8 protein-coding genes, 9 tRNA genes and 5 rRNA genes are annotated in these 17,671 nt (G+C 51.5%); all 22 read left to right on the forward strand.

The window, feature by feature from the left end:
* The first annotated feature begins 96 nt into the window (after nt 1-96).
* Nucleotides 97-1,530 (forward strand): aminodeoxychorismate synthase, component I, encoded by a 1,434-nt coding sequence (gene pabB / locus D5E69_RS00460; protein ID WP_159129083.1) that lies wholly within the window; start codon nt 97-99, stop codon nt 1,528-1,530.
* Entirely contained in the window at nt 1,527-2,114 is a 588-nt protein-coding gene (gene pabA, locus D5E69_RS00465; protein WP_048007741.1) for an aminodeoxychorismate/anthranilate synthase component II, read from the forward strand. Before pabB ends, pabA begins: the two co-directional genes overlap by 4 nt.
* Before the next feature lies 1 nt (nt 2,115).
* Nucleotides 2,116-2,973 (forward strand): aminodeoxychorismate lyase, encoded by an 858-nt coding sequence (pabC, locus tag D5E69_RS00470; RefSeq protein ID WP_048014348.1) that lies wholly within the window; start codon nt 2,116-2,118, stop codon nt 2,971-2,973.
* A 14-nt stretch (nt 2,974-2,987) separates the two neighbouring features.
* On the forward strand, nt 2,988-3,821 hold the full coding sequence (gene folP / locus D5E69_RS00475) for a dihydropteroate synthase (RefSeq protein ID WP_048007743.1): 834 nt from the start codon (nt 2,988-2,990) through the stop codon (nt 3,819-3,821).
* On the forward strand, nt 3,814-4,173 hold the full coding sequence (gene folB / locus D5E69_RS00480; RefSeq protein WP_048007744.1) for a dihydroneopterin aldolase: 360 nt from the start codon (nt 3,814-3,816) through the stop codon (nt 4,171-4,173). The genes folP and folB overlap by 8 nt, the downstream gene beginning before the upstream one ends.
* Before the next feature lies 1 nt (nt 4,174).
* Nucleotides 4,175-4,699 (forward strand): 2-amino-4-hydroxy-6-hydroxymethyldihydropteridine diphosphokinase, encoded by a 525-nt coding sequence (gene folK / locus D5E69_RS00485; RefSeq protein WP_048007745.1) that lies wholly within the window; start codon nt 4,175-4,177, stop codon nt 4,697-4,699.
* Nucleotides 4,651-4,866, forward strand: coding sequence for a helix-turn-helix domain-containing protein (locus tag D5E69_RS00490; RefSeq protein WP_063190656.1), 216 nt, complete (start codon nt 4,651-4,653; stop codon nt 4,864-4,866). Before folK ends, D5E69_RS00490 begins: the two co-directional genes overlap by 49 nt.
* Before the next feature lie 207 nt (nt 4,867-5,073).
* Nucleotides 5,074-6,558 carry a lysine--tRNA ligase gene (lysS, locus tag D5E69_RS00495; protein WP_048007746.1) on the forward strand — a complete coding sequence of 495 codons (1,485 nt, stop codon included), beginning with the start codon at nt 5,074-5,076 and terminating at the stop codon, nt 6,556-6,558.
* Between the two features lie 393 nt (nt 6,559-6,951).
* A 16S ribosomal RNA gene (locus D5E69_RS00500) occupies nt 6,952-8,501 on the forward strand.
* Between the two features lie 191 nt (nt 8,502-8,692).
* Nucleotides 8,693-11,626 (forward strand): 23S ribosomal RNA (locus D5E69_RS00505).
* Between the two features lie 109 nt (nt 11,627-11,735).
* A 5S ribosomal RNA gene (gene rrf / locus D5E69_RS00510) occupies nt 11,736-11,852 on the forward strand.
* A gap of 9 nt (nt 11,853-11,861) precedes the next feature.
* Nucleotides 11,862-11,937: transfer RNA gene (locus D5E69_RS00515), tRNA-Val, on the forward strand.
* A gap of 105 nt (nt 11,938-12,042) precedes the next feature.
* A tRNA-Thr gene (locus tag D5E69_RS00520) sits at nt 12,043-12,118 on the forward strand.
* 59 nt (nt 12,119-12,177) lie between these two features.
* Nucleotides 12,178-12,253, forward strand: a tRNA-Lys gene (locus tag D5E69_RS00525).
* 10 nt (nt 12,254-12,263) lie between these two features.
* Nucleotides 12,264-12,348, forward strand: a tRNA-Leu gene (locus tag D5E69_RS00530).
* A 3-nt stretch (nt 12,349-12,351) separates the two neighbouring features.
* Nucleotides 12,352-12,426, forward strand: a tRNA-Gly gene (locus D5E69_RS00535).
* Nucleotides 12,427-12,437: 11 nt separating this feature from the next.
* Nucleotides 12,438-12,526, forward strand: a tRNA-Leu gene (locus D5E69_RS00540).
* Nucleotides 12,527-12,541: 15 nt separating this feature from the next.
* A tRNA-Arg gene (locus D5E69_RS00545) sits at nt 12,542-12,618 on the forward strand.
* A gap of 4 nt (nt 12,619-12,622) precedes the next feature.
* A tRNA-Pro gene (locus D5E69_RS00550) sits at nt 12,623-12,699 on the forward strand.
* A gap of 8 nt (nt 12,700-12,707) precedes the next feature.
* A tRNA-Ala gene (locus tag D5E69_RS00555) sits at nt 12,708-12,783 on the forward strand.
* Nucleotides 12,784-12,943: 160 nt separating this feature from the next.
* Nucleotides 12,944-14,494 (forward strand): 16S ribosomal RNA (locus D5E69_RS00560).
* A gap of 191 nt (nt 14,495-14,685) precedes the next feature.
* Nucleotides 14,686-17,618, forward strand: a 23S ribosomal RNA gene (locus D5E69_RS00565).
* The 16S, 23S and 5S rRNA genes sit together here with 9 tRNA genes alongside, the layout of an rRNA operon.
* Nucleotides 17,619-17,671: the final 53 nt, after the last annotated feature.

The raw sequence follows: 17,671 nt of genomic DNA on the forward strand, positions 1-17,671 counted from the left end.
AATATGCGACCGTGGAGCAGTCTTTGCTTCACGGTCGTTTTTTTGCCTGTATTTTTCATACTTTAATCGATGAAACCTTGTGCTTCTTCATGTATCATGAAAGAAGAAAAACATGAGGGAGTGTGGCCATTGCAGCACGTATACTTTCTGAAGCATCCATCATCCAAAGAACAATTTTTCACATCATATGAACGGATCAGCCGTCATGAATCACATCATCTCCTCCTGGAGAGCGGGCGCGGAGGAAGGTATAGCGTCGCTGGCATCAGGCCAGAAGCCATTCTTACCGGAGTTGCCGACGGTCTTGAAGTTGATAGGGAAGGTTCTGTCGAAGTGCTGGAGGGTGATCCCCTCGTGCAGTTGGAAGGGTGGCTGGCCCAAAGGAAAGCCCCGAGACATGAAGAACTCCCCGACTTTCAAGGGGGTGTGATCGGGTTCATCACCTATGACTATGCGAGGCAGATCGAACGCATCCCGAACGTTGCCCATGATGATCAGTCCCTGCCTGATCTCTACTTTTATTATTTCACCGAGTGGGTGGTCTTTGATCATGAAACCGACTGCCTATGGATCATGATGCTCTCTTCCTTGGGGGATGAGGGCGCTGAGAGCAGGCTGAAAGAACGGCTGGCTGAATGGCGCGAGCCTGCAGGGGGGATCGCTTCAGGTGAAGATGTGTATGAACCGGGAGAGATTCAGGTATCCATGGACGAAGAAGCTTTTTCAGATGCGGTCAGGAAGATCCAGGCGTACATCGCACAAGGCGACGTTTTCCAAGTGAACCTATCCGTTCGGCAATCACAGGAATTGAAAGTCGACCCGTTCCTGGTCTATAAAGAGCTCCGCCTATTGAATCCTTCCCCTTATATGAGCTACCTCCATTCCCCGGATATGCAGGTGGTATCGGGTTCTCCTGAGCTGCTCGTCAAAAAGCAGGGTCTTGAAGTCAGCACCCGGCCGATTGCCGGGACGCGCTCAAGAGGGGCAGACGATGAAGAAGACGCACGCCTAGCTTCCGAGCTCATCCATAATGAGAAGGAGCGCGCCGAGCATGTGATGCTCGTCGACCTTGAGCGGAACGACCTCGGAAGGGTCTGTGAGTATGGAACCGTAGAAGTGAATGAATTCATGGTCATTGAAAAATACTCCCACGTGATGCACATCGTCTCCAATGTGAGAGGAAGGATCCACCCCACGAAGACGGGGGCGGACTTGATCCGCTCGGTGTTCCCTGGTGGGACCATCACCGGTGCCCCGAAGGTAAGGACGATGGAAATCATCGAGGAGCTGGAGCCTGTGAGAAGGGGGATCTATACGGGATCGGTCGGGTGGATCGGCGTGAACGGTGACATGGAACTGAATATTGTCATCCGCACGATGTTGGTGAAGGACGGAGTCGGCCACATCCAGGCTGGAGCGGGTGTCGTCATCGACTCCAATCCTGCCCACGAGTACAAAGAATCCCTCAAGAAGGCAAGGGCCATGTGGGTGGCGAAGGACCGCGCGGAAGGAAGGGGAGTGAAGGCATGATCCTTATGATCGATAACTATGATTCATTTACGTATAATCTGGTTCAATTCCTAGGGGAGCTTGGTGAAGAGCTCATCGTGCGAAGGAATGACGACATTACGATTGCCGGGATCGAGGAGTTGAATCCGGACTATCTGATGATTTCTCCCGGGCCCTGCACCCCAAATGATGCAGGGATCAGTCTTGAGGCGATCCGGACCTTCAAGGGACGGATCCCCATCTTTGGTGTCTGCCTCGGCCACCAATCCATCGCGCAGGTATTCGGTGGAGAAGTGGTCCGGGCCGAGCGACTGATGCACGGCAAGGTCTCCCTTGTTCACCATGACGGAAAGACGATTTTCAAGGATCTTCCCGCTCCGTTTGCCGCCACCAGGTATCATTCCTTGATTGTAAAGAGGGAGACGCTTCCTGACTGTCTGGAGATCACGGGTGAAACGGAAGAAGGGGAAATCATGGGGATCCGTCACAAGCAACTTCCCATCGAAGGCGTGCAGTTCCACCCCGAGTCCATTATGACCGAAGGCGGAAAGCAGCTCCTGGCAAACTTCCTTGCAACCTATAAAAGCACAGGGGTGACGGTATAGGATGTATATCTACTTGAACGGTCAGATCGTACACAGGGATGAAGCCCGCATATCACCATTCGATCACGGGTTTCTATATGGTATGGGCCTGTTTGAAACGTTCCGCACCTACGAGGGACATCCCTTCCTCGTCGGGGACCATCTGGACAGGCTCTCAAGATCCCTCCAGGATATGAAGATCCACTGCTCCCTTCCTGAAAGCAAGGTCGTCGGGATCGTGAAGGACCTACTTGAGCAAAATGGATGGGAGGACGCCTATTGTCGTTTGAATATCTCCGGTGGTCCGGGGGAGATCGGTCTTCCTTCATCGCCTTATGAGGATCCTACGATCATTCTGTTCCAGAAGCCCCTTCCTGACAAAGGACCGGCTTCCAAAGAAGGAGTCTTCCTGTCATTGGCTCGCAATACACCTGAAACCGGTGAGCGGCTTAAATCCCATCACTACCTCAACAACCTGGCCGGTAAAAGGGAAGTGGGCCCTTCCCCGGGCAAAGAGGGCATCTTCTTAACGGAGGAAGGCTGGATCTGCGAAGGAGTGACGTCCAATCTCTTCTGGATGAAAGACGATGTCCTATATACTCCGGCTGTCGGAACGGGGTTGCTGAATGGGATCACCCGCCGCTTCGTTATGGCCCTGGCAGAAAAAGAAGGCATTAGGGTAAGAGAAGGGTACTATAAAAAGGAAGCTCTTCTAGAAGCCGATGAAATCTTTTTCACCAACTCGGTTCAGGAAGTGGTACCGGTCCATCAAATGGGAGAGACCATGTATCCCGGAGCGGAGGGAAGGTGGACTGTGCAGCTGCAACGGGAATATGCAGCCTGCACCTCCACCCTTACAAGAATCAGTGAATTGAGCTAGGAGGCAACAGCGGAATGAAGCAAGTAATCAAATGTGGAAAGTACGAACTCGATTTCAGCGCAAAGACGTTGATCATGGGAATCCTTAATGTGACCCCCGATTCCTTTTCGGACGGAGGGAAATACAATCATATAGAAGCCGCAGTGGAGCGTGCCAAGGAAATGGTGGAAATGGGCGCGGATATCATCGATATCGGAGGCGAGTCCACCCGGCCGGGCTATGAACCTGTATCGGCCGAGGAAGAAATCGCCCGCGTTGTCCCCGTCATTGAAGCGATCGCTTCCCGAGTCGACGTACCGATCTCGATTGATACATTCAAAGCTGAGACGGCCAGAAGGGCCATTGAAGCAGGTGCATCTATCATCAATGATGTATGGGGCGCAAAGAAGGATCCGGATATGGCGAGGGTTGCTGCCGATGCGGGTGTCCCCATCATCTTGATGCACAACCGGGAGACGGAAGAATATGAAGACTTTGTCCGTGACAGCATCCAGGACATCCAGCAAAGCATTTTTCTCGTGAAACAGGCGGGGGTGAAGGATGATCAGATCATCCTCGATCCCGGCATTGGCTTTGCGAAAACGATGGATGACAATATGATGATGATGAGGAATCTTGATATTCTTGTGTCGCTGGGTTACCCTGTCCTTCTCGGTACATCGAAGAAGCGGCTGATCGGTCATGTCCTGGATCTTCCTGTCGACCAACGGATGGAAGGGACGGGTGCAACGGTATGTTACGGTATCCAGAAAGGCTGCCACATCGTTCGGATCCATGATGTGAAGGAAATGGCGAGGATGGCGAAAATGATGGACGCATTAGTCGGAAAGGGGAAGTGGAATGGATAAAATCTATGTGAACGAAATGGAATTCTACGGATATCACGGGGTGTTTGAAGAAGAGAACAAGCTGGGCCAGCGTTTCAGGGTGAGTGCCGAACTTCACCTGGATCTCAGCACATCCGGGAAGAGCGATAACCTGGAAGACTCGGTGAACTATGCTGAAATCTACACGGTCACCAAATCGGTTGTGGAGGGTGAAGCCTTGAACCTTGTTGAGGCAGTGGCAGAGAGGATTGCCGGCAGCCTGCTTGAGTCCTTCCCGAGCGTTGCCGAGTGCAAGATTACCGTTATCAAGCCGGATCCCCCGATTCCCGGTCATTATAAATCCGTAGCGGTCGAAATCACCAGGGGCCGATAATATGTATACCGCTTACATTTCTCTTGGATCCAATATCGGGAACCGGGAGGCATATTTGGAAAAAGCCATTCAAATCCTCGGCAGTCATGGTAAGATAGAAGTCAAAAGGCTCTCTTCCATTTATGAAACAGAGCCTGTCGGATATACGGATCAAGGCGAATTTTTGAACATGGTCATTGCAGTTCAAACCAGTTTGCGTCCAGAAACGCTGTTGCATCAATGCTTGCAGGTGGAAATTGATCTTGGTCGGGAAAGGGAGTTCAAATGGGGTCCAAGGATCATCGATCTTGACGTGCTGCTGTATGAACAAGAGACGATCGAAACCACGGATCTTCTCATCCCCCACCCGAGGATGCAAGAAAGAGCTTTTGTCCTCATACCGCTGTTGGAGATCGCTCCCGGCCTGGAACATCCCTCATTCGGTGCCCCGTTGGAGAATCTTCTGGACGAAATACCTGACAAAGAAGGAGTTCGGCTATGGAAACAGATAAATGGGGAAGACGCATTCGTGCATTCAGGAAATTAAAAGGATTTACACAGGACGGCCTGGCAAAAGAACTCGGAGTGTCTGTCTCGGTCCTGGGAGAGATCGAGCGGGGGAGTCGTGCTCCGAGCGATGATTTTCTCACAAGCGTCTCCGAGGCGTTGAGTGTCCCGGTGGAGGAGCTCTCCCCCTCTGAAGATGAAGAGTGAATAGTGCCCACATTAGCGAACGCTTGGGACAAGCATATGAAAAAGGCTTGAGAAGGTGAGCGGTTGAACCCGCCTGCCCGATCGGCCTTTTTTGGATGTTTTTAGAAGCGGATACTTTAGGGGTGTTACAAACCGAGATATTGTGTAAAATAGTAGGGTATATAATTTAGACAGTCAGTGAAAGTAGATAGAATAGGAGTGAAACAAATGAGCGAAGAAATAAATGACCAGCTTCAGGTCAGACGCGACAAAATGGAAGCCATCCGTGAAAAAGGATTGGATCCATTCGGTAAACGTTTCGACCGTTCTCATAGCTCTCGCGAAATCAAATCTCAATTTGACGAGTTTTCAAAAGAAGAGCTTGAAGAGAAAGACATCACGGTAACTATCGCAGGACGGATCATGACGAAGCGTGGAAAAGGTAAGGCAGGATTCGCGCATCTTCAGGACCTCGAGGGCCAAGTGCAGATCTATGTCCGTAAAGACGCCATCGGTGAAGAGGCTTATGAACTTTTCAATTCAGCAGACCTTGGAGACATCATCGGGGTGACCGGTACGGTCTTCAAAACGAAGGTTGGGGAACTTTCCGTCAAAGCGAAGGAATTCCGCCATCTATCAAAAGCCCTTCGCCCGCTGCCAGAGAAGTTCCACGGACTCAAAGATGTTGAACAGCGTTACCGCCAACGCTATCTTGACCTCATCACGAGCCAGGAGAGCAAAGAAACCTTCATCGCAAGAAGCCGCATCATCCAGTCCATGAGACGCTATCTTGATACAAACGGCTATCTTGAAGTGGAAACACCGATGATGCACAGCATTGCAGGTGGAGCGTCTGCCCGTCCGTTCAAAACGCACCATAATGCCTTGGACATGCCGTTATTCATGAGGATCGCCATCGAGCTTCATCTGAAGCGCCTCATTGTCGGTGGTCTTGAGAAGGTATACGAAATCGGACGCGTATTCCGTAACGAAGGCGTATCAACCCGCCACAATCCAGAGTTCACCATGATCGAACTGTATGAAGCTTATGCGGATTACCGTGATATCATGGCACTGACTGAAAACCTGGTTGCCCATATCGCAAAAGAGGTATTCGGTTCCACCACCGTCCCTTACGGTGACTACGAAGTGAACCTCGAACCGCAATGGACCCGTCTTCACATGGTCGATGCCGTCAAGGAACATTCAGGTGTAGACTTCTGGAAGGAAATGAGCGACGAAGAGGCTCGTGCACTTGCCAAAGAACACGGCATTGAAATCAAAGACAATATGACGTATGGCCACGTCGTGAATGAGTTCTTCGAACAGCTGGTAGAAGAGAAGCTTATTCAGCCTACCTTCATCTATGGTCATCCGGTTGCCATCTCCCCGCTTGCGAAGAAGAACGACGAAGACCCAAGGTTCACGGATCGTTTCGAGCTGTTCATCGTCGGTCGTGAACATGCAAATGCCTTCACCGAGCTCAACGACCCTATCGATCAGCGTGAGCGTTTTGAAGCTCAGTTGAAAGAACGGGAAGAAGGGAACGATGAGGCCCATATGATGGATGATGATTTCATTGAAGCACTAGAGTACGGAATGCCTCCTACAGGAGGACTGGGTATCGGGATCGACAGGCTTGTCATGCTTCTGACAAACTCCCCTTCGATCCGCGACGTCCTGCTCTTCCCCCAAATGCGTCATCGCGACTGATTTACCTGAAAAGGCTGCGGATATCCGCGGCCTTTTTCTATGCCTGAGATCGATGATTAATCATATATATAGAAACAATCTTTTTAAGAGCGGTAAGATCATCGGTAAGGGTTGAAATGTTTTTTTTACAAAGTCGAAATAAAATCGAAAAAAACTATTGCACACCCTTTGATATGGTGGTATAGTATTATCTGTTGCCGCAAACGAGCAACGTTGAAACAACAAGATGAAAAAACTTTTTGAAAAAAGTTATTGACATCGAAACGAAAATCCTGTAACATTATAAGGGTCGCTTCAAACGAAGCAATGAACATTTGAACCTTGAAAACTGAACAAAACAAGACAAACACGTCAACGTTAATTCTAGATTTATTTTAAGAGCTATTCAAACTTTTTATGGAGAGTTTGATCCTGGCTCAGGACGAACGCTGGCGGCGTGCCTAATACATGCAAGTCGAGCGGATCGATGGGAGCTTGCTCCCTGAGATCAGCGGCGGACGGGTGAGTAACACGTGGGTAACCTGCCTGTAAGACTGGGATAACTCCGGGAAACCGGGGCTAATACCGGATAACACCTACCCCCGCATGGGGGAAGGTTGAAAGGTGGCTTCGGCTATCACTTACAGATGGACCCGCGGCGCATTAGCTAGTTGGTGAGGTAACGGCTCACCAAGGCGACGATGCGTAGCCGACCTGAGAGGGTGATCGGCCACACTGGGACTGAGACACGGCCCAGACTCCTACGGGAGGCAGCAGTAGGGAATCTTCCGCAATGGACGAAAGTCTGACGGAGCAACGCCGCGTGAGTGAAGAAGGTTTTCGGATCGTAAAACTCTGTTGTTAGGGAAGAACAAGTGCCGTTCGAATAGGGCGGCACCTTGACGGTACCTAACCAGAAAGCCACGGCTAACTACGTGCCAGCAGCCGCGGTAATACGTAGGTGGCAAGCGTTGTCCGGAATTATTGGGCGTAAAGCGCGCGCAGGTGGTTTCTTAAGTCTGATGTGAAAGCCCACGGCTCAACCGTGGAGGGTCATTGGAAACTGGGGAACTTGAGTGCAGAAGAGGAAAGTGGAATTCCAAGTGTAGCGGTGAAATGCGTAGATATTTGGAGGAACACCAGTGGCGAAGGCGACTTTCTGGTCTGTAACTGACACTGAGGCGCGAAAGCGTGGGGAGCAAACAGGATTAGATACCCTGGTAGTCCACGCCGTAAACGATGAGTGCTAAGTGTTAGAGGGTTTCCGCCCTTTAGTGCTGCAGCTAACGCATTAAGCACTCCGCCTGGGGAGTACGGTCGCAAGACTGAAACTCAAAGGAATTGACGGGGGCCCGCACAAGCGGTGGAGCATGTGGTTTAATTCGAAGCAACGCGAAGAACCTTACCAGGTCTTGACATCCTCTGACAACCCTAGAGATAGGGCTTTCCCCTTCGGGGACAGAGTGACAGGTGGTGCATGGTTGTCGTCAGCTCGTGTCGTGAGATGTTGGGTTAAGTCCCGCAACGAGCGCAACCCTTGATCTTAGTTGCCAGCATTCAGTTGGGCACTCTAAGATGACTGCCGGTGACAAACCGGAGGAAGGTGGGGATGACGTCAAATCATCATGCCCCTTATGACCTGGGCTACACACGTGCTACAATGGACGGTACAAAGGGCTGCAAGACCGCGAGGTTTAGCCAATCCCATAAAACCGTTCTCAGTTCGGATTGTAGGCTGCAACTCGCCTACATGAAGCTGGAATCGCTAGTAATCGCGGATCAGCATGCCGCGGTGAATACGTTCCCGGGCCTTGTACACACCGCCCGTCACACCACGAGAGTTTGTAACACCCGAAGTCGGTGAGGTAACCTTTTGGAGCCAGCCGCCTAAGGTGGGACAGATGATTGGGGTGAAGTCGTAACAAGGTAGCCGTATCGGAAGGTGCGGCTGGATCACCTCCTTTCTAAGGAAGATTTACTAAAACGTTTGACGACGTCGAAGTTTTGTTCAGTTTTGATGGTTTGAGTTTTTTACGAAGCGCAAGCGGAGTAAAATAAACTTCCATCTTCTATATTGTTCTTTGAAAACTAGATAAAGTTTTATTGATAGTCAAGAAATTACCGAGTATCGCCATTTTAGGTTTTTAACCAATTCGGTTAAGTTAATAAGGGCGCACGGTGGATGCCTTGGCACTAGGAGCCGATGAAGGACGGGACTAACACCGATATGCTTCGGGGAGCTGTAAGTGAGCTGATCCGAAGATTTCCGAATGGGGGAACCCACTGTTCGTAATGGAACAGTATCCTTGCTTGAATACATAGAGCTTGGAAGGCATACCCAGGGAACTGAAACATCTAAGTACCTGGAGGAAGAGAAAGCAAATGCGATTCCCTGAGTAGCGGCGAGCGAAACGGGATTAGCCCAAACCAAGAGGCTTGCCTCTTGGGGTTGTAGGACACTCTATACGGAGTTACAAAGGAACGGGGTAGACGAAGAAGTCTGGAAAGGCTCGTCAAAGAAGGTAACAACCCTGTAGTCGAAACTTCGTTCCCTCTTGAGTGGATCCTGAGTACGGCGGGACACGTGAAATCCCGTCGGAAGCTGGGAGGACCATCTCCCAAGGCTAAATACTCCCTAGTGACCGATAGTGAACCAGTACCGTGAGGGAAAGGTGAAAAGCACCCCGGAAGGGGAGTGAAATAGAACCTGAAACCGTGTGCCTACAAGTAGTCAGAGCCCGTTAACGGGTGATGGCGTGCCTTTTGTAGAATGAACCGGCGAGTTACGATCCCATGCAAGGTTAAGTCGAGAAGACGGAGCCGCAGCGAAAGCGAGTCTGAATAGGGCGAATGAGTATGTGGTCGTAGACCCGAAACCAGGTGATCTACCCATGTCCAGGATGAAGTCCAGGTAACACTGGATGGAGGTCCGAACCCACGCACGTTGAAAAGTGCGGGGATGAGGTGTGGGTAGCGGAGAAATTCCAATCGAACCTGGAGATAGCTGGTTCTCTCCGAAATAGCTTTAGGGCTAGCCTCATGTTGTAAGAGTCTTGGAGGTAGAGCACTGTTTGGACTAGGGGCCCTCATCGGGTTACCGAATTCAGACAAACTCCGAATGCCAAAGACTTATCCATGGGAGTCAGACTGCGAGTGATAAGATCCGTAGTCGAAAGGGAAACAGCCCAGACCACCAGCTAAGGTCCCAAAGTATACGTTAAGTGGAAAAGGATGTGGAGTTGCTTAGACAACCAGGATGTTGGCTTAGAAGCAGCCACCATTTAAAGAGTGCGTAATAGCTCACTGGTCGAGTGACTCTGCGCCGAAAATGTACCGGGGCTAAACGTATCACCGAAGCTGTGGATTGACACCGTTTGGTGTCAGTGGTAGGAGAGCGTTCTAAGGACTGCGAAGCTAGACCGTAAGGACTGGTGGAGTGCTTAGAAGTGAGAATGCCGGTATGAGTAGCGAAAGATGGGTGAGAATCCCATCCACCGAATGCCTAAGGTTTCCTGAGGAAGGCTCGTCCGCTCAGGGTTAGTCGGGACCTAAGTCGAGGCCGATAGGCGTAGACGATGGACAACAGGTTGATATTCCTGTACCACCTTTCTTCCATTTGAGCAATGGGGGGACGCAGGAGGATAGGGTAAGCGCACTGCTGGATATGTGCGTCTAAGCAGTTAGGCTGATGATGAGGCAAATCCCATCATCGTGAAGGCTGAGCTGTGATAGCGAGCGAATTATAGTAGCGAAGTTCCTGATTCCACACTGCCAAGAAAAGCCTCTAGCGAGGAAGATGGTGCCCGTACCGCAAACCGACACAGGTAGGCGAGGAGAGAATCCTAAGGTGAGCGAGAGAACTCTCGTTAAGGAACTCGGCAAAATGACCCCGTAACTTCGGGAGAAGGGGTGCTCTGGTAGGGTGCAAGCCCGAGAGAGCCGCAGTGAATAGGCCCAGGCGACTGTTTAGCAAAAACACAGGTCTCTGCGAAGCCGTAAGGCGAAGTATAGGGGCTGACGCCTGCCCGGTGCTGGAAGGTTAAGAGGAGTGCTTAGCGCAAGCGAAGGTGCGAATCGAAGCCCCAGTAAACGGCGGCCGTAACTATAACGGTCCTAAGGTAGCGAAATTCCTTGTCGGGTAAGTTCCGACCCGCACGAAAGGCGTAACGATCTGGGCACTGTCTCAACGAGAGACTCGGTGAAATTATAGTACCTGTGAAGATGCAGGTTACCCGCGACAGGACGGAAAGACCCCGTGGAGCTTTACTGTAGCCTGATATTGAATTTTGGCACAGCTTGTACAGGATAGGTAGGAGCCTTGGAAGCCGGAGCGCTAGCTTCGGTGGAGGCGTCGGTGGGATACTACCCTGGCTGTGTTGACATTCTAACCCGCGCCCCTTATCGGGGTGGGAGACAGTGTCAGGTGGGCAGTTTGACTGGGGCGGTCGCCTCCTAAAGAGTAACGGAGGCGCCCAAAGGTTCCCTCAGAATGGTTGGAAATCATTCGCAGAGTGTAAAGGCACAAGGGAGCTTGACTGCGAGACCTACAAGTCGAGCAGGGACGAAAGTCGGGCTTAGTGATCCGGTGGTTCCGCATGGAAGGGCCATCGCTCAACGGATAAAAGCTACCCCGGGGATAACAGGCTTATCTCCCCCAAGAGTCCACATCGACGGGGAGGTTTGGCACCTCGATGTCGGCTCATCGCATCCTGGGGCTGTAGTCGGTCCCAAGGGTTGGGCTGTTCGCCCATTAAAGCGGTACGCGAGCTGGGTTCAGAACGTCGTGAGACAGTTCGGTCCCTATCCGTCGTGGGCGCAGGAAATTTGAGAGGAGCTGTCCTTAGTACGAGAGGACCGGGATGGACGCACCGCTGGTGTACCAGTTGTCTTGCCAAAGGCATCGCTGGGTAGCTATGTGCGGAAGGGATAAGTGCTGAAAGCATCTAAGCATGAAGCCCCCCTCGAGATGAGATTTCCCATCACTTTATGTGAGTAAGATCCCTGAAAGATGATCAGGTAGATAGGTCAGAGGTGGAAGTGTGGCGACACATGGAGCTGACTGATACTAATCGATCGAGGACTTAACCAAACGTAATGCAGGCGCGTTGCGCCTGCCAGACTGGCCGATACGCCGGTAATGATTGACTATCAACCCTTTATCTAGTTTTGAAAGAATAATTCTTTCAATGGAATACCTGTCTGGTGACATTGGCGAAGAGGTCACACCCGTTCCCATGCCGAACACGGAAGTTAAGCTCTTCAGCGCCGATGGTAGTTGGGGGATCTCCCCCTGTGAGAGTAGGACGTCGCCAGGCGGTACATATGGAGGATTAGCTCAGCTGGGAGAGCATCTGCCTTACAAGCAGAGGGTCGGCGGTTCGATCCCGTCATCCTCCACCATAGTTTTTTCACGCAGCGAAAGCGGAGTGAAAATAACTTACCATAAAAGCTCTTTTCCTTTTCGTTTCAACTAAGGCGAATTGGCAAGAATACACTATACACCTTGCCGGTGTAGCTCAACTGGTAGAGCAACTGACTTGTAATCAGTAGGTTGGGGGTTCAAGTCCTCTTGCCGGCACCACTTTTTTATGTTCATTTGTATTTTCTTATGGGTATTTGTCCATTATAGAAAAGCAGCACGAGCCATTAGCTCAGTTGGTAGAGCATCTGACTTTTAATCAGAGGGTCGAAGGTTCGAATCCTTCATGGCTCACCATTTATATCATGCGGGTGTGGCGGAATTGGCAGACGCACCAGACTTAGGATCTGGCGCCGCAAGGCGTGGGGGTTCAAGTCCCTTCACCCGCACCATATGCGGAAGTAGTTCAGTGGTAGAACACCACCTTGCCAAGGTGGGGGTCGCGGGTTCGAATCCCGTCTTCCGCTCCATAATTGCCCTAGCCGGGGTGGCGGAACTGGCAGACGCACAGGACTTAAAATCCTGCGGTAGGTGACTACCGTACCGGTTCGATTCCGGTCCTCGGCACCAGTGAATTTCATATATGCGCCCGTAGCTCAATTGGATAGAGCGTTTGACTACGGATCAAAAGGTTAGGGGTTCGACTCCTCTCGGGCGCGCCATAATCGGGAAGTAGCTCAGCTTGGTAGAGCACTTGGTTTGGGACCAAGGGGTCGCAGGTTCGAATCCTGTCTTCCCGACCACTTTCTTTGGGGCCTTAGCTCAGCTGGGAGAGCGCCTGCTTTGCACGCAGGAGGTCAGCGGTTCGATCCCGCTAGGCTCCACCAAAAAGATCATAAAAAAAGTGTTGACAACCTCGTTGGAAACATGATAAGATGATTAAGTTGCTTAAGAAAAGCAACGAACATTTGAACCTTGAAAACTGAACAAAACAAGACAAACACGTCAACGTTAATTCTAGATTTATTTTAAGAGCTATTCAAACTTTTTATGGAGAGTTTGATCCTGGCTCAGGACGAACGCTGGCGGCGTGCCTAATACATGCAAGTCGAGCGGATCGATGGGAGCTTGCTCCCTGAGATCAGCGGCGGACGGGTGAGTAACACGTGGGTAACCTGCCTGTAAGACTGGGATAACTCCGGGAAACCGGGGCTAATACCGGATAACACCTACCCCCGCATGGGGGAAGGTTGAAAGGTGGCTTCGGCTATCACTTACAGATGGACCCGCGGCGCATTAGCTAGTTGGTGAGGTAACGGCTCACCAAGGCGACGATGCGTAGCCGACCTGAGAGGGTGATCGGCCACACTGGGACTGAGACACGGCCCAGACTCCTACGGGAGGCAGCAGTAGGGAATCTTCCGCAATGGACGAAAGTCTGACGGAGCAACGCCGCGTGAGTGAAGAAGGTTTTCGGATCGTAAAACTCTGTTGTTAGGGAAGAACAAGTGCCGTTCGAATAGGGCGGCACCTTGACGGTACCTAACCAGAAAGCCACGGCTAACTACGTGCCAGCAGCCGCGGTAATACGTAGGTGGCAAGCGTTGTCCGGAATTATTGGGCGTAAAGCGCGCGCAGGTGGTTTCTTAAGTCTGATGTGAAAGCCCACGGCTCAACCGTGGAGGGTCATTGGAAACTGGGGAACTTGAGTGCAGAAGAGGAAAGTGGAATTCCAAGTGTAGCGGTGAAATGCGTAGATATTTGGAGGAACACCAGTGGCGAAGGCGACTTTCTGGTCTGTAACTGACACTGAGGCGCGAAAGCGTGGGGAGCAAACAGGATTAGATACCCTGGTAGTCCACGCCGTAAACGATGAGTGCTAAGTGTTAGAGGGTTTCCGCCCTTTAGTGCTGCAGCTAACGCATTAAGCACTCCGCCTGGGGAGTACGGTCGCAAGACTGAAACTCAAAGGAATTGACGGGGGCCCGCACAAGCGGTGGAGCATGTGGTTTAATTCGAAGCAACGCGAAGAACCTTACCAGGTCTTGACATCCTCTGACAACCCTAGAGATAGGGCTTTCCCCTTCGGGGGACAGAGTGACAGGTGGTGCATGGTTGTCGTCAGCTCGTGTCGTGAGATGTTGGGTTAAGTCCCGCAACGAGCGCAACCCTTGATCTTAGTTGCCAGCATTCAGTTGGGCACTCTAAGATGACTGCCGGTGACAAACCGGAGGAAGGTGGGGATGACGTCAAATCATCATGCCCCTTATGACCTGGGCTACACACGTGCTACAATGGACGGTACAAAGGGCTGCAAGACCGCGAGGTTTAGCCAATCCCATAAAACCGTTCTCAGTTCGGATTGTAGGCTGCAACTCGCCTACATGAAGCTGGAATCGCTAGTAATCGCGGATCAGCATGCCGCGGTGAATACGTTCCCGGGCCTTGTACACACCGCCCGTCACACCACGAGAGTTTGTAACACCCGAAGTCGGTGAGGTAACCTTTTGGAGCCAGCCGCCTAAGGTGGGACAGATGATTGGGGTGAAGTCGTAACAAGGTAGCCGTATCGGAAGGTGCGGCTGGATCACCTCCTTTCTAAGGAAGATTTACTAAAACGTTTGACGACGTCGAAGTTTTGTTCAGTTTTGATGGTTTGAGTTTTTTACGAAGCGCAAGCGGAGTAAAATAAACTTCCATCTTCTATATTGTTCTTTGAAAACTAGATAAAGTTTTATTGATAGTCAAGAAATTACCGAGTATCGCCATTTTAGGTTTTTAACCAATTCGGTTAAGTTAATAAGGGCGCACGGTGGATGCCTTGGCACTAGGAGCCGATGAAGGACGGGACTAACACCGATATGCTTCGGGGAGCTGTAAGTGAGCTGATCCGAAGATTTCCGAATGGGGGAACCCACTGTTCGTAATGGAACAGTATCCTTGCTTGAATACATAGAGCTTGGAAGGCAGACCCAGGGAACTGAAACATCTAAGTACCTGGAGGAAGAGAAAGCAAATGCGATTCCCTGAGTAGCGGCGAGCGAAACGGGATTAGCCCAAACCAAGAGGCTTGCCTCTTGGGGTTGTAGGACACTCTATACGGAGTTACAAAGGAACGGGGTAGACGAAGAAGTCTGGAAAGGCTCGTCAAAGAAGGTAACAACCCTGTAGTCGAAACTTCGTTCCCTCTTGAGTGGATCCTGAGTACGGCGGGACACGTGAAATCCCGTCGGAAGCTGGGAGGACCATCTCCCAAGGCTAAATACTCCCTAGTGACCGATAGTGAACCAGTACCGTGAGGGAAAGGTGAAAAGCACCCCGGAAGGGGAGTGAAATAGAACCTGAAACCGTGTGCCTACAAGTAGTCAGAGCCCGTTAACGGGTGATGGCGTGCCTTTTGTAGAATGAACCGGCGAGTTACGATCCCATGCAAGGTTAAGTCGAGAAGACGGAGCCGCAGCGAAAGCGAGTCTGAATAGGGCGAATGAGTATGTGGTCGTAGACCCGAAACCAGGTGATCTACCCATGTCCAGGATGAAGTCCAGGTAACACTGGATGGAGGTCCGAACCCACGCACGTTGAAAAGTGCGGGGATGAGGTGTGGGTAGCGGAGAAATTCCAATCGAACCTGGAGATAGCTGGTTCTCTCCGAAATAGCTTTAGGGCTAGCCTCATGTTGTAAGAGTCTTGGAGGTAGAGCACTGTTTGGACTAGGGGCCCTCATCGGGTTACCGAATTCAGACAAACTCCGAATGCCAAAGACTTATCCATGGGAGTCAGACTGCGAGTGATAAGATCCGTAGTCGAAAGGGAAACAGCCCAGACCACCAGCTAAGGTCCCAAAGTATACGTTAAGTGGAAAAGGATGTGGAGTTGCTTAGACAACCAGGATGTTGGCTTAGAAGCAGCCACCATTTAAAGAGTGCGTAATAGCTCACTGGTCGAGTGACTCTGCGCCGAAAATGTACCGGGGCTAAACGTATCACCGAAGCTGTGGATTGACACCGTTTGGTGTCAGTGGTAGGAGAGCGTTCTAAGGACTGCGAAGCTAGACCGTAAGGACTGGTGGAGTGCTTAGAAGTGAGAATGCCGGTATGAGTAGCGAAAGATGGGTGAGAATCCCATCCACCGAATGCCTAAGGTTTCCTGAGGAAGGCTCGTCCGCTCAGGGTTAGTCGGGACCTAAGTCGAGGCCGATAGGCGTAGACGATGGACAACAGGTTGATATTCCTGTACCACCTTTCTTCCATTTGAGCAATGGGGGGACGCAGGAGGATAGGGTAAGCGCACTGCTGGATATGTGCGTCTAAGCAGTTAGGCTGATGATGAGGCAAATCCCATCATCGTGAAGGCTGAGCTGTGATAGCGAGCGAATTATAGTAGCGAAGTTCCTGATTCCACACTGCCAAGAAAAGCCTCTAGCGAGGAAGATGGTGCCCGTACCGCAAACCGACACAGGTAGGCGAGGAGAGAATCCTAAGGTGAGCGAGAGAACTCTCGTTAAGGAACTCGGCAAAATGACCCCGTAACTTCGGGAGAAGGGGTGCTCTGGTAGGGTGCAAGCCCGAGAGAGCCGCAGTGAATAGGCCCAGGCGACTGTTTAGCAAAAACACAGGTCTCTGCGAAGCCGTAAGGCGAAGTATAGGGGCTGACGCCTGCCCGGTGCTGGAAGGTTAAGAGGAGTGCTTAGCGCAAGCGAAGGTGCGAATCGAAGCCCCAGTAAACGGCGGCCGTAACTATAACGGTCCTAAGGTAGCGAAATTCCTTGTCGGGTAAGTTCCGACCCGCACGAAAGGCGTAACGATCTGGGCACTGTCTCAACGAGAGACTCGGTGAAATTATAGTACCTGTGAAGATGCAGGTTACCCGCGACAGGACGGAAAGACCCCGTGGAGCTTTACTGTAGCCTGATATTGAATTTTGGCACAGCTTGTACAGGATAGGTAGGAGCCTTGGAAGCCGGAGCGCTAGCTTCGGTGGAGGCGTCGGTGGGATACTACCCTGGCTGTGTTGACATTCTAACCCGCGCCCCTTATCGGGGTGGGAGACAGTGTCAGGTGGGCAGTTTGACTGGGGCGGTCGCCTCCTAAAGAGTAACGGAGGCGCCCAAAGGTTCCCTCAGAATGGTTGGAAATCATTCGCAGAGTGTAAAGGCACAAGGGAGCTTGACTGCGAGACCTACAAGTCGAGCAGGGACGAAAGTCGGGCTTAGTGATCCGGTGGTTCCGCATGGAAGGGCCATCGCTCAACGGATAAAAGCTACCCCGGGGATAACAGGCTTATCTCCCCAAGAGTCCACATCGACGGGGAGGTTTGGCACCTCGATGTCGGCTCATCGCATCCTGGGGCTGTAGTCGGTCCCAAGGGTTGGGCTGTTCGCCCATTAAAGCGGTACGCGAGCTGGGTTCAGAACGTCGTGAGACAGTTCGGTCCCTATCCGTCGTGGGCGCAGGAAATTTGAGAGGAGCTGTCCTTAGTACGAGAGGACCGGGATGGACGCACCGCTGGTGTACCAGTTGTCTTGCCAAAGGCATCGCTGGGTAGCTATGTGCGGAAGGGATAAGTGCTGAAAGCATCTAAGCATGAAGCCCCCCTCGAGATGAGATTTCCCATCACTTTATGTGAGTAAGATCCCTGAAAGATGATCAGGTAGATAGGTCAGAGGTGGAAGTGTGGCGACACATGGAGCTGACTGATACTAATCGATCGAGGACTTAACCAAACGTAATGCAGGCGCGTTGCGCCTGCCAGACTGGCCGATACGCCGGTAATGAT

Source organism: Rossellomorea marisflavi (assembly GCF_009806575.1).
GTDB classification, from domain to species: Bacteria; Bacillota; Bacilli; order Bacillales; family Bacillaceae_B; genus Rossellomorea; species Rossellomorea marisflavi_A.

What these genes read in the sequence shown, in the direction of transcription:
- pabB (WP_159129083.1), top strand. Translation starts at nt 97, where the DNA reads ATGAAAGAAGAAAAACATGAGGGAGTGTGGCCATTGCAGCACGTATAC.
- D5E69_RS00490 (WP_063190656.1), top strand. Translation starts at nt 4,651, where the DNA reads ATGGAAACAGATAAATGGGGAAGACGCATTCGTGCATTCAGGAAATTA.
- folK (WP_048007745.1), top strand. Translation starts at nt 4,175, where the DNA reads ATGTATACCGCTTACATTTCTCTTGGATCCAATATCGGGAACCGGGAG.
- folB (WP_048007744.1), top strand. Translation starts at nt 3,814, where the DNA reads ATGGATAAAATCTATGTGAACGAAATGGAATTCTACGGATATCACGGG.
- lysS (WP_048007746.1), top strand. Translation starts at nt 5,074, where the DNA reads ATGAGCGAAGAAATAAATGACCAGCTTCAGGTCAGACGCGACAAAATG.
- pabA (WP_048007741.1), top strand. Translation starts at nt 1,527, where the DNA reads ATGATCCTTATGATCGATAACTATGATTCATTTACGTATAATCTGGTT.
- pabC (WP_048014348.1), top strand. Translation starts at nt 2,116, where the DNA reads ATGTATATCTACTTGAACGGTCAGATCGTACACAGGGATGAAGCCCGC.
- folP (WP_048007743.1), top strand. Translation starts at nt 2,988, where the DNA reads ATGAAGCAAGTAATCAAATGTGGAAAGTACGAACTCGATTTCAGCGCA.